Annotated in this window: 11 protein-coding genes and 2 tRNA genes; 10 read left to right on the top strand and 3 right to left on the bottom strand. The window is 60.9% G+C overall.

Annotated elements, in window-relative coordinates; genetic code table 11:
• The first annotated feature begins 57 nt into the window (after positions 1-57).
• The 3 genes from VUN82_15760 (at position 58) to VUN82_15750 (ending at position 2,529) form a co-directional block, all read left to right on the top strand.
• A complete protein-coding gene (locus tag VUN82_15760; GenBank protein ID XAS70558.1) occupies positions 58-1,068 on the top strand; it encodes a hypothetical protein in 1,011 nt (336 codons plus the stop codon).
• 115 nt (positions 1,069-1,183) lie between these two features.
• Positions 1,184-1,624, top strand: a complete 441-nt coding sequence (locus VUN82_15755; protein XAS74706.1) for a ribose-5-phosphate isomerase — start codon at positions 1,184-1,186, stop codon at positions 1,622-1,624.
• Positions 1,624-2,529 (top strand): DNA-formamidopyrimidine glycosylase family protein, encoded by a 906-nt coding sequence (locus tag VUN82_15750; GenBank protein XAS70557.1) that lies wholly within the window; start codon positions 1,624-1,626, stop codon positions 2,527-2,529. Before VUN82_15755 ends, VUN82_15750 begins: the two co-directional genes overlap by 1 nt.
• Before the next feature lie 51 nt (positions 2,530-2,580).
• On the opposite strand, the gene VUN82_15745 is transcribed toward VUN82_15750, so the two are convergent.
• Positions 2,581-2,654, bottom strand: a tRNA-Gly gene (locus tag VUN82_15745).
• 150 nt (positions 2,655-2,804) lie between these two features.
• Between VUN82_15745 and VUN82_15740 the strand changes: the two genes are divergently transcribed.
• The 6 genes from VUN82_15740 to VUN82_15715 all read left to right on the top strand — a co-directional run bounded on the left by VUN82_15740 (position 2,805) and on the right by VUN82_15715 (position 8,106).
• Positions 2,805-2,879, top strand: a tRNA-Pro gene (locus VUN82_15740).
• Positions 2,880-2,949: 70 nt separating this feature from the next.
• Positions 2,950-4,332 carry a trigger factor gene (gene tig, locus VUN82_15735; protein XAS70556.1) on the top strand — a complete coding sequence of 461 codons (1,383 nt, stop codon included), beginning with the start codon at positions 2,950-2,952 and terminating at the stop codon, positions 4,330-4,332.
• A gap of 254 nt (positions 4,333-4,586) precedes the next feature.
• Positions 4,587-5,210 carry an ATP-dependent Clp protease proteolytic subunit gene (locus tag VUN82_15730; protein ID XAS74705.1) on the top strand — a complete coding sequence of 208 codons (624 nt, stop codon included), beginning with the start codon at positions 4,587-4,589 and terminating at the stop codon, positions 5,208-5,210.
• Positions 5,211-5,249: 39 nt separating this feature from the next.
• Positions 5,250-5,909: an ATP-dependent Clp protease proteolytic subunit gene (locus VUN82_15725; protein ID XAS70555.1), complete on the top strand. Its 660-nt coding sequence runs from the start codon at positions 5,250-5,252 to the stop codon at positions 5,907-5,909.
• A gap of 182 nt (positions 5,910-6,091) precedes the next feature.
• Entirely contained in the window at positions 6,092-7,381 is a 1,290-nt protein-coding gene (gene clpX, locus VUN82_15720) for an ATP-dependent Clp protease ATP-binding subunit ClpX (protein ID XAS70554.1), read from the top strand.
• An 80-nt stretch (positions 7,382-7,461) separates the two neighbouring features.
• The gene (locus tag VUN82_15715) at positions 7,462-8,106 is read left to right on the top strand and encodes a DsbA family protein (protein ID XAS70553.1); all 645 of its coding nucleotides are present in this window, start codon (positions 7,462-7,464) and stop codon (positions 8,104-8,106) included.
• 36 nt (positions 8,107-8,142) lie between these two features.
• Here the strand turns inward: VUN82_15715 and VUN82_15710 are convergent, their stop codons facing one another.
• Complete coding sequence (locus VUN82_15710; protein XAS70552.1) at positions 8,143-9,018, bottom strand: DNA-formamidopyrimidine glycosylase family protein; 876 nt, start codon at positions 9,016-9,018, stop codon at positions 8,143-8,145.
• 346 nt (positions 9,019-9,364) lie between these two features.
• Entirely contained in the window at positions 9,365-11,986 is a 2,622-nt protein-coding gene (gene valS / locus VUN82_15705; GenBank protein XAS70551.1) for a valine--tRNA ligase, read from the bottom strand.
• A gap of 50 nt (positions 11,987-12,036) precedes the next feature.
• Here valS and VUN82_15700 point away from each other — a divergent pair, with 50 nt between their 5' ends.
• On the top strand, positions 12,037-12,408 hold the full coding sequence (locus VUN82_15700) for a DUF488 family protein (GenBank protein ID XAS70550.1): 372 nt from the start codon (positions 12,037-12,039) through the stop codon (positions 12,406-12,408).
• The last annotated feature ends 4 nt before the right edge of the window (positions 12,409-12,412 follow it).

Raw genomic sequence — 12,412 nt, 5'->3', positions numbered from 1 at the left:
GCGCCGATGGCAAGGAGGTGCCACCACAGTGTCGCCGCCACGGAGTAGCTTTGAACCATGGGAACGTTCAGGGAGTCTCTTGATATCCGCGCACTCAGGTTTGCACTCGCCTTTCCGTTGCTGCTGGCCATAGGTTTCGTCGTATGCGCACAGATGGTGCGAAACGATCTTCCTGATCCCGTAGCAGTCATGTGGAACGCCGACGGCGGCAGCGCCTTTGCTCCCTTCGGCACCTATGTAGCCGGCGGCGCGGCCATGATCACCTTTTTCGGTTGGGTCGCCTTCCTGCAGGCCGTACCGCTATCACGACCGGTGGTCATGCGCAGGGTCATGATGGGCCTTGGCCTCATGGTGAGCCTCTTCGTGACAACAGTGCTGGCTGGCGGGCTGGTAGGACAATCGGGACTGGAGGACGCGCGCGCTTCCCACGTTGATCCGATCGTCCTCGCCATGGGCAGTGGTGCGGCCGTGTCCTTGGGAGTCGTCCTCATGTTCGCCTTCAAACCGGATCCCCGGTGGACGCGGGAGGATGACGAAGCCCTTGAGGCCGCACGTTTGCACGTCACGGACCCGGACCTCGCACGGGATACGCTGCGCATGTGGGTCCATGCCCGCAGTTCAGTTTTCATCATGATCATCGTGTCCACGTTGTTTCCAGCCGCGCTGATCGCGATAGCCGTCCCATGGCTGGGAGCCTTGGTGGCCGCAGTGGCGTTGGTTGGTGCAGGCTTCCTCTTCGCCCGCGTCCGGGCTGACAGGGGAGGGCTGCAGGTCTTCGCAGGCGGCATAGTGCGGGTCCTGACCGTTCCCGCCGTCGACATCGCGGCAGCAGCTCCAGCTGACGTGAAAGCCGCAGACTTTGGTGGATGGGGTTGGCGGCATCATGACGACGCAACAGCGATGCTGGTCAGCAGCGGACCGGCCGTCGTCGTAAGGAAACTTAATGGAGGAAGGGTTGCGCTCAGTGCAGGGACTACGGCAACCGCGGACGAACTCGCCGGTATCCTGAACCGGGCTGCCGAGCGGGCCCACCACGGCGGGCAACCCCAGCAACCCGGGGCGCGGTAACCTAGGTAGCGCATCCCACACCGCCGCGCCCGGCCAGGTGCCGTACCGGCGCGCCAGAAAGAATGGACTTCCTGTGACTACACCCCGCGTCCACATCGCCACCGACCACGCCGGCATGGAACTCAGCGCCCACCTGGTCAGCCACCTCACGGCCAAGGGCTACGAGGTTGTGGACCACGGACCCAAGGAATATGACGCACTGGATGACTACCCGTCCTTCTGCATCAATGCAGGAGTTGCAGTGGTGGCTGACCAGCAAGCAGGCGTGCACGCGCTGGGCATCGTTCTGGGTGGTTCAGGAAACGGTGAACAAATTGCCGCCAACAAGGTCAAGGGTGTGCGTGCCGCGCTGGCTTGGAACCTCTCTACCGCCAAGCTCGCCCGCGAGCACAATGACGCCAACGTAGTGGCCGTTGGCGGCCGCCAGCATACGGTGGAAGAAGCAACCGAACTCATTGAGGCCTTCCTGCAGGAACCTTTCAGCAATGATGAACGCCACATCCGCCGTATCGGCAAGATTGCGGCTTACGAGACCACCGGCGAGATCGTCGAGTAGTGCCTGAGGGGCACTCCATCCATAGGCTGGCCCGCCAATTCCACGATGTTTTTGGCGGCCGGCGTTTGGATGTTTCCAGTCCACAGGGGCGATTCACGGCAGGTGCGGAGCTTCTGAGCGGTCATGTGATGGTTGAAGCTGTTGCCCACGGAAAGCAGCTGTTCCTCAGGTTCGATCACGATCTTCTCCTCCACGTTCACCTTGGTCTTTATGGCGCTTGGAGCTTTGGCGGCGATAGCTCCTTCACGGGGGCGTCCAGCATTGGAGCGCCTCGCCGGATCGGGGAGCGCGAGACTGCCTCATCCGGTGCTGAGGTGGAGCCCGGTGCTGACGTGCACTACGCCGGACCTCCCGCCCCGGTGGGTGCCGTCCGCGCGCGCCTGGTGTCGGACAACGGCTGGGCCGATCTTCGTGGCGCCACCACTTGCGCCGCTGTTACGTCCCATGAAGCCGAAGGCGTACTGGGCCGGCTGGGTCCTGATCCGCTGCGTAACCGCCCGGGGGACCGGGACGAGTTCGTCCGTCGGTTGCGACGCCGCAAGACGGCCGTGGCTTTGCTGTTGATGGATCAATCGGTGCTGGCAGGGGTCGGCAATATTTATCGTGCCGAGGTCCTCTTTCGTCAGGCTGTGGATCCATGGACCCCTGGAAACACGATTGATGCTGCCACGGCGGGCAAGTTGTGGGATGACGCCGTCCTTGCAATGTCCGACGGCGTCCGCGACGGCCGGATTGTCACCACGCCGCCAGCGCTGTGGACCGGGAACGGCATCACAGCGCCCGACGCCGATGCCCACTTTGTCTATAAGCGCGAAGGGCAGCCCTGCCGCGCCTGCGGGACGCTGGTGGGCGTGGCCGAAATCGGCGCCCGCAAACTGTACTGGTGCCCTGGCTGCCAGGTGTAGCGTCGGCTGCAACAACGAAAAAGCCCCAATCCGAGGATTGGGGCTTTTTACTGGAGGGGACGACGGGAATCGAACCCGCGTAATCAGTTTGGAAGACTGAGGCTTTACCATTAAGCTACGTCCCCGGATGGATCTCCTGTGCGATCCCTGTATGGATCACTCGCTCAGGACGTCTTCCCGGTGGCTGTTCAAGCCGGGTACAACTAAACCTAATTCCGGCGTCGGTGTCAAATGTGCATTCAGGGCCTGCTTGCCCGTAGACTGTCCTGTGCATTCGGGGTGTAGCTCAGCTTGGCTAGAGCGCCTGCTTTGGGAGCAGGAAGTCGCAGGTTCAAATCCTGTCACCCCGACTCTGTGTTTCGTGTCCGCCTCAGGGATGCGGCAGAACCCCATACCCACAAAATCAGGAGTACTTAGACTGTGAAGAGCGCTGTCGAGAACCTCACCCCCACGCGGGTCAAGCTCAACGTTGAGGTTCCCTTTGAGGAACTGAAGCCGAGCATCGATGCCGCTTACAAGACTGTTGCTTCGCAGATCCAGGTCCCCGGATTCCGCAAGGGCAAGGTTCCGTCCAAGCTGATTGACCAGCGTGTTGGTCGTGGCTATGTCCTGGAAACCGCCATCAACGATGGCCTCAACGGCTGGTACCAGGCCGCTGTCCAGGAAACGGGTGTTCGCCCCCTGAGCCGTCCCGAAGTTGAGATCACTGAGGTTCCGGACCCGTCCGCAACCGATGGCGAGCTCAAGTTCCAGGTGGAAATTGACGTTCGCCCCGAGATCGAGCTGCCGGACTACGCAGGCATCAAGGTTGAGGTTGCTGCGGCTGAGTCCTCCTCTGAAGACGTCGACAAGGCCCTGGACGAACTGCGTGGCCGCTTCGGCACGCTGAAGTCCGTGGAGCGTCCCGCTCAGAACGAGGACTTCCTCACGATCGACATCACCGCAACGATCGATGGCGAAGAAATCGACTCCGCCTCCGGCTTGTCCTACCAGGTTGGTGCCGGCACCATGCTTGAAGGCCTGGACGAGGCCGTGACCGGCCTGTCCGCAGACGAAGAAGCAATCTTCGACACCACACTCGTTGGCGGCGACCACGCCGGCGAGGCAGCCCAGGTCAAGGTTGTTGTCAAGGCCGTCAAGGAGCGCGAGCTTCCTGAAGCCAATGACGACTTTGCACAGCTGGCCTCGGAATTCGACACCCTTGATGAGCTCCGCGAGGACCTCGCCAAGCAGGCTGCAGATTCCAAGGTCGTCGGACAGGGTGTTGAGGCCCGCGACAAGGTTCTGGACAAGCTTGTAGAGCTCGTCGAGGTCCCGGTTCCGGCTTCGGTTGTCGAAGAGCAGATCGAAGCTCACTTCAACCCGGAGAACGCCCACGGCGAAGGTGACCACGACACCGAGGAGCACCGCGCCGAGGTCAAGGCAAACACTGAGCGCGCCTTCCAGAACGAGGTCATCCTTGACGCCATTGCGGACAAGGAAGAAGTTGACGTCAGCCAGAACGAGCTGATCGACTACATCGTCAGCACCGCAAGCCAGTACGGCATGGATCCGAACCAGTTCGCCCAGATCATCGATCAGAGCGGCCAGGTCCCCATGATGGTTTCTGAGGTACGCCGCCGCAAGGCACTGGCCGTTGTGCTGGGCCAGGCCGAGGTCGTTGACTCTGAAGGCAACAAGGTTGACCTGAGCGATTTCGTCCGCCCTGCCGGCGAAGTTGCTGCCGATGAGGCTGCACCTGTCGAAAGCGGCGAGGAAGCGGATGTCGTCGCCAGCGATGACCCCGCAGCCGTGAAGTTCTAGTCAATAACGCATCTACCGACCCCGGATCAGTGATCCGGGGTCGGTTTGTTTTAAGCCCTGAACGGACAAGCCCTCAAACAATCAGGGCGCCGGATCCGCGGGCCTGCTTCAATCGTGCGCCGTCAGCGAACAGCGCGATTCCGGCGAACAAATCCTCAGTGAAAACGGTTAGTGTCCAAGTAGTGAAGTTCAGTGAGGTCACTGGCACCAGCGAGAGGTAAGTACTTATGTCACAGCAATCAGAGGCTCCCCGGATGGCAACTGTCGATCCCGCAGCCCAGGACAACTACATCTACAACCGCCTGCTGAAAGAGCGCATCATCTGGCTTGGCTCTGAAGTCCGTGACGAGAACGCCAACGCCATCTGCTCCCAGCTGCTCCTCCTCTCGGCTGAAGACCCCGAGAAGGACATCTACCTTTACATCAACTCACCCGGTGGCTCCGTGACGGCCGGCATGGCCATCTACGACACCATGCAGTTCATCCCCAACGATGTTGTCACTGTTGCCACCGGCCTGGCTGCTTCCATGGGGCAGTTCCTGCTCTCCTCCGGGACCAAGGGGAAGCGCTACGCCACCCCCAACGCCCGTATCCTCATGCACCAGCCTTCCGGTGGAATCGGTGGCACTGCCTCGGATATCAAGATCCAGGCCGAACTGATCCTGCACATGAAGAAGGTCATGGCGGAACTCACCGCTGAACAGACAGGTCAGACTGTGGAGACCATCCTCAAGGACAATGACCGCGACAAATGGTTCACGGCCACAGAGGCTTTGGAGTACGGCTTCTTCGATAAGATCTCGGCTCACGCAGGCTCGGTAGCTGGTGGCGGTGGAACGGCCAACCAGTCGAACTCCGAGCCAGGCTCCGAAAACTAACCGGCACCAAGAACCACTGAAACCCCCAGGAGTAATGACATGAACTACAACTTCGGATGGTCTGCCGGTAATCTCCCAACCAGCCGCTACGTCCTGCCCCAGTTCGAAGAGCGCACACCGTACGGCTTCAAGCGCCAGGACCCGTACACCAAGCTGTTCGAGGACCGCATCATCTTCCTCGGCGTCCAGGTTGACGACGCTTCTGCCGATGACATCATGGCCCAGTTGCTGGTCCTTGAGTCGACGGATCCGGACCGCGACATCACGCTGTACATCAACTCGCCAGGCGGATCGTTTACGGCCATGACGGCGATCTACGACACGATGCAATACATTCGTCCGGAGATCCAGACGGTGTGCCTGGGCCAGGCAGCCAGCGCGGCTGCTGTCCTGCTTGCAGCGGGAACTCCCGGCAAGCGGCTGGCACTGCCGAACGCACGCGTGCTGATCCACCAGCCGGCGTTGTCCGGCGGCCAGGGCGGCCAGGCATCCGACCTCGAGATCCAGGCTGCTGAAGTCATGCGCATGCGTACATGGCTGGAGGACACTTTGGCACACCACTCGGGCCGCACGTCCGAACAGGTCAACAACGACATCGAGCGCGATAAGATCCTCACCGCGGCCGAGGCCATGAGCTATGGCCTGATCGACCAAGTGCTGGACTCCCGCAAGATCAAGCCCCAGGCAATCGCCCGGTAGCATACGGAAATCAACGCCGGTGCGGTTCGCGAAATATGAACCGCACCGGCGTTCTGTTTCCACCCAAGCAGCCCATTGTGACCTAGAGTGGATGGTGTCACGGTGGTGCCAACCCCGGCCACGCTGCACACTTAAGTACGGCCCGGTGCCGCATCACCCGCATGTAACGAAGGGATTCCCACATGGCTCGGATTGGCGAGAGCACGGATCTGCTGAAGTGTTCTTTCTGCGGAAAGAGCCAGAAGCAGGTACGGAAGCTGATTGCCGGGCCCGGTGTCTACATCTGCGATGAGTGCATCGAGCTTTGCAACGAGATCATCGAAGAAGAACTTGCGGAAGTTTCGGACCTTGGCAGCTTCGAACTCCCCAAGCCCCGTGAGATCTTCGATTTCCTGCAGGAATACGTCATCGGTCAGGAACCTGCCAAGCGGTCGCTGGCGGTTGCCGTGTACAACCACTACAAGCGCATCCAGGCAGGCCATGCTCCCAAGGCCGGCAGCCTTGGTGAGGGACCTCATCACGAGGATGTGGAGATCGCCAAATCCAACATCCTGCTGATTGGCCCAACCGGCTGTGGCAAGACGTACTTGGCGCAAACGCTCGCACGGAGGCTGAACGTGCCCTTCGCTGTAGCCGATGCCACGGCGCTCACGGAGGCAGGCTACGTCGGCGAGGATGTTGAGAACATCCTGCTCAAGCTCATCCAGGCCGCCGATTACGACGTCAAGAAAGCCGAACAAGGCATTATCTACATTGACGAGATCGACAAAATTTCACGCAAGAGCGAGAACCCCTCGATTACCCGGGATGTCTCCGGCGAAGGAGTCCAGCAGGCCCTGCTGAAGATCCTCGAAGGCACGGTCGCCTCCGTGCCGCCCCAGGGTGGACGTAAGCATCCGCACCAGGAATTCATCCAGATCGATACCACCAACGTGCTCTTCATCGTGGCAGGCGCATTTGCCGGTCTCGAGGACATCATCGGTTCCCGGTCCGGGCGCAAGGGCATCGGCTTCGGGGCGCCGCTGAATGAGGTCCGGGACAACGTGGACACCTACGGTGAAGTCATGCCCGAGGACCTGCTGAAGTTCGGACTCATTCCGGAGTTCATCGGCCGCCTGCCGGTGATCACCACGGTCTCGAATCTCGACCGTCCTGCGTTGATTCAGATCCTTTCCACTCCCAAGAACGCCTTGGTGAAGCAATACCAGAAGATGTTCCAGTTGGATGGTGTGGAGCTGCAGTTCGACGACGACGCGTTGGATGCCATCGCAGACCAAGCTCTTGAGCGCGGCACCGGCGCCCGCGGCTTGAGGGCCATCATGGAAGAAGTGTTGCTGCCCGTCATGTTTGATCTCCCGAGCAGGGATGACATCGCAACTGTGGTCATAACCGCTGATGTCGTCGAAAACAAGGCACAGCCGACCATGATTGGCCACGACGTCGTAGCGAAGCGCCGGAATAAGTCGGCCTAGCCACCCGTTGGCCTAGTAAGCGGCGGTTCACTGAATCCGCCTTGCCCTACGCCCGTTTTCACTCTTCCTAGGAGTTTCCTGTGCCCGAACAGAATTTGCCTGAACAGAATTTGCTTGAGCAGCCCGTCAACAAAGCCGATTTCTGGTTCGATCCCGTTTGTCCCTTCGCATGGATCACATCGCGCTGGATCGGCGAGGTGGAACAAGTGCGTGGTATTGAGACCGAATGGCATGTCATGAGCTTGTCCGTCCTGAATGAGGGCCGTGACCTTCCCGGGAATTACAGGGCAATGATGGACGACAGCTGGGGTCCTGTTCGCGTGATCATTGCTGCCCAGGAGCTCCATGGCAGCAGCTATATTAAGCCGTTGTACGACGCCATGGGGGAGCAGATCCACCATGAAGGCAACAAGGACCGCAGTTCCGTGATCCAGAAAGCGCTGGCAGAGGTAGGCCTTCCTGCTGAGCTGGCACGCTTCGCGGACTCCGAGGAGTACGACGCCAAGCTGCGAGCCAGTCACGAGGCCGGCATCTCCTTGGTGGGCCAGGATGTCGGAACACCCGTGGTCGCCGTAAATGGCACGGCCTTCTTCGGCCCGGTACTCACCCGGATTCCGAGGGGCGAAGAGGCGGGACAGCTTTGGGATGCCACGGTAACCCTAGCCGGGTACCCACACTTCTTCGAACTCAAGCGCAGCCGCACCGAAAGCCCTGAGTTCAACTAGGCAAGCCCGGGATTCAACAGGCTTGGGTTCAGCGCCCTACTTCAGGAAGCGTGATGTGCGCCGGTCCGCGAGGATCTTTCCATGGGTTTGGCAGGTGGCACAGTACTGAAGTGAGGTGTCGGCGAAGGACACCTCACGCACTGTATCTCCGCAAACAGGGCACGGCAGCCCGGTCCGGGCATGCACCCTGAAATTGCTTCGCTTGGTGTCCTTCAGCTCGCTGGAAGGCTTTCCGGCTGCCGCGTTGACGGCACCCACCAGAACTTCCTGCATGGCATCGTAGAGCCGCTGCACCGTTTCGCCGTCGAGTGTCTTGGCGATGGCAAAGGGCGAGATTTTGGCAGCGTGCAGAATCTCGTCGCTGTAGGCGTTGCCGATCCCTGCGATAACACTTTGGCTGCGGAGAAGCCCCTTGATCTGTTGGGAGCTTGACCTCAGGATTGCTGCCAAGGCTTCTTCGTCGAAGTCGGGGCTGAGCGGCTCAGGGCCCAGGGTTGCGATTCCAGGAACATCCGAGGGATCCCGGACCACGTAGATGGCGAGGCTTTTCTTGGTGCCGGCTTCTGTCAGGTCAAGGCCGATATGGGCATCGTCGGACTCCCGGTGCAGCAGTAGCCTGGCCGCGATATTGCTCTTGCCCATGCGCAACCCTGCTGATGAGGGATGCTCCGTATAACGGACCCAGCCAGCCTTTGCCAGGTGGAAAACGAAAAACAGGCCGTCAGCATCGAGGCAAATGAACTTGCCGAAGCGCTGCGTGCCCTGGATGGTGCGGCCCTCAAGTGCGTTGTATGGCGGATCAGCGGTCTTCAGTGCGGCGATGGAGTTAATGCGGACGCTGTTCAGTACAGCTCCGTGGAGCTGGGTGTCCAGATACGTGCACAGGCCGTGCACTTCGGGAAGTTCCGGCATGACCATACTCTGCCATAGCTTTGCCCCGGCTGCAGGAAAAGCTAGGCGAAAGGGCCCGGCAGAACTACAGGATTGTAGTTCTGCCGGGCCCCTTGTGCATGGACCCGGGCGGGACCACAATGGTTCTTACCCACTTCGAAAGAAGAGGGACACGGAAACCAAAGATTCAGTGATATGCAACCAACGCAGCCTTTGGCAAAGTTGGAAGCAAGCTACCAGTGACGAGGTAGTAAGACCTGAAATTCCGAGGATTCCGCCAGACTGTCAAGCCGTCACCAGACAGCCGAAAAGTCGAAGCCCCACCAACGGCAAAACGCTGATGGGGCTTCCCCTTTGCCCAAAAATTCTAGACGGCGGGCGTTTCTTCTGCTGGTGCCAGGACGACGTCGCTGACCGTCAGCTCACCCTCGCCGGACTGGAGTGCAATCTCCTGGGCGTTAGCGGCGGCCTTCAGGTCTCCGAGTCCGGCCTTCAGCTGTGCAACCAGCATTTCATTGGCCGTGATGGAGGCCGAGAGTACTGCGGTGCGCTGCTTCACTTTGGCCTCGGACTTGGCCTTGCGGATGCCACTCAGTGCTACGCCAACAGTGCCAAGCATCGTGGTGTCGCCGTCGGCGATTTCCAGTGCGGCCGGCCACTGGGCGCGGTGAACCGAGCCAGTGCGCCACCAGCTCCACACCTCTTCGGTTGCGAAGGGCAGGAACGGCGCGAAAAGGCGCAGCAAGGAATCCAAGGTGGTGGCCAGGGCAGCCAGCACGGATGCTTGCTCCGAGTCCCCGGCCGCACCGTAGGCGCGGTCCTTGATCAACTCGACGTAGTCATCAGTGAACTGCCAGAAGAATGACTCGCTGATCTGCAGTGCCCGGGCGTAGTCGTAGTTTTCGAAGGCCTTGGTGGCTTGGGCAACGACGTCCGACAACTGAGCGAGCAGTGCTCGGTCCAGCGGATTGGTCAGCACGGAGAGATCGCTGGACACCACGGAGTTTTCGGTGGCGCCAAGGTTCAATACGAACTTGGAGGCGTTGAGCAGCTTGATGGCCAACCGACGGCCGATCTTCATCTGCGCGATCTCATACGCCGTGTCTGCGCCGAGCTTGGCTGAGGCAGCCCAGTAGCGGACGGCGTCTGAGCCGAACTCGTTCAGGACGTCCGTCGGGACAACCACGTTGCCTTTGGACTTGGACATCTTTTTGCGGTCCGGGTCAAGAATCCACCCGGAGATAGCTGCGTGCTTCCAGGGCGCGCTCTTCTGCAGGGCATCAGCGCGGACAGCGGAGGAGAACAGCCACGTACGGATGATGTCGTGACCCTGGGGGCGGAGGTCGAAGGGGTAGACCTTGGAGAACAGTTCCTCGTCACGGCTCCAGCCACCCACGATCTGCGGGGTAAGGGAGGAGGTGGCCCAGGTGTCCAGGACGTCGGCGTCACCTGTGAAGCCGTTGGCCTGATCGCGCTGCGCTTCCTCAAAGCCAGGGGCTGCATCTGCGGCGGGATCCACGGGGAGCATGTCGTCCGAGGGCAGGATGGGGTGGTCGTAGTCCGGGTTGCCCTGCGCATCCAGGGGGTACCAGACGGGGATGGGCACGCCGAAGAAGCGTTGGCGCGATACGAGCCAGTCGCCGTTCAGTCCCGCAATCCAGTTCTCGTAGCGGGAGCGCATGAAGGAGGGGTGGAAGGCGATTTCCTGGCCGCGGCCGATCAGGCGTTCGCGGCGTTCTTCGTCTCGCCCGCCGTTGCGGATGTACCACTGGCGTGAGGTCACGACCTCCAGGGGCTTGTCGCCCTTTTCGAAGAAGTTCACAGGGTGCGTGATCTTCTTTGGTTCGCCGTCCAGCAGGTCTGCTGCAGTGAGGAGCTCTACGACTGCTTCTTTAGCGGAGAAAGCCGTCTTGCCGGCGATCGCAGCGTAGGCTTCCTTGCCGGCGTCGGTGGTGATCCATTCCGGGCTTTCGGCGATGATGCGGCCGTCGCGGCCCATGATGGCGCGTGTAGGCAACTGCAGTTCACGCCACCAGGTGACGTCGGTGAGGTCGCCAAAGGTGCAGACCATGGCAATGCCGGAACCCTTGTCCGCCTTGGCGAGCGGGTGGGCCTTGACTTCAAGCTCTACATCGAACAGCGGGGATTTCACTGTTTTGCCGAAGAGCGGCTTGTACCGTTCGTCGTCGGGGTTTGCCACCAGGGCAGCGCAGGCGGCAAGAAGCTCCGGGCGCGTGGTTTCGATGAAGATCTTTTCGCCGTCTTCGGTGAAGAAGGGGTAGCGGTAGTACGCGCCGGCAACCTCGCGGTCCTCCAGCTCAGCCTGGGCAACGGCGGTGCGGAAGGTAACGTCCCACAGCGTGGGCGCCTCGGCCATGTAAGCGTCGCCGGCAGAGAGGTTGGCGAGGAAGGCTCGCTGGGACACCGCACGGGAGGTGTCGTCGATGGTGCGGTAGGTCAGATCCCAGTCCACGGACAAACCGAGGGTCTGGAAGAGGTTCTCGAAGACTTTCTCATCCTCAACAGCGAGTTCCTCGCACAGCTCGATGAAGTTCTGCCGGGAAACGACGTCGAAATCGCGCTGGTTCTTGGCAGGCTGTGCGGGAGGGCGGTAGTCGGCGTTGTAGGGGATGGCGGGATCGCAGCGCACACCGTAGTAGTTCTGGACGCGACGCTCGGTGGGCAGGCCGTTGTCGTCCCAACCCATGGGGTAGAAGACGTTCTTTCCGGTCATGCGCATATAGCGGGCCTGGACGTCTGTCTGGGTGAACGAGAACATGTGCCCCACGTGCAGGGAGCCCGAGGCGGTCGGCGGGGGAGTGTCGATCGAGTAGACCTGCTCCCGGGTGGTGTCCGGGTTGAACTTGTAGGTTCCTTCGTCCAGCCAGCGCCGCGTCAGCGTGGCCTCCAGGCCTTCGAGGGCCGGTTTGTCGGGAACGTTGATGGGGGCGGTGGCGGGCGTGTCTGTACCCTGCGTTGATTCAGCCATGGGTCAATTGTTTCATGGCCCAGGCCGGCGGCTTGCCGTAGCATGCCGTCATGGCTGGCCATCAAAGCGTTTTCGTCCTCAAACGCATCTACGATGAACCCGCTGACGACGACGGCTTCCGGGTTTTAGTGGACCGTCTCTGGCCGCGCGGGGTGTCCAAGGACAAGGCCCACTTGGATCTTTGGCTCAAGGACGTTGCCCCATCGCCGCCGTTGCGGACCGGGTTCGCCCACATGCAGGAACGATTCGCCGATTTCAGGCAGCAGTACGAGGCTGAGTTGGACGGAAATCCCGCAGTTCAGACCTTGCTGGAGTTGGCGGCGTCGAATCCGCGGGTCACCCTGCTTTATGCCGCACGGGATCCGCAGGTCAACCATGCCGCGGTGTTACGCGACTTCCTGCTCGGCCGAGCAGATGCTTGAGGCC

It is taken from the genome of Micrococcaceae bacterium Sec5.1, from assembly GCA_039636795.1.
GTDB lineage: Bacteria > Actinomycetota > Actinomycetes > Actinomycetales > Micrococcaceae > Arthrobacter.
Note: the sequence above shows the minus strand (reverse complement) of the source record. Positions and strands in the feature narration are given on the sequence as shown.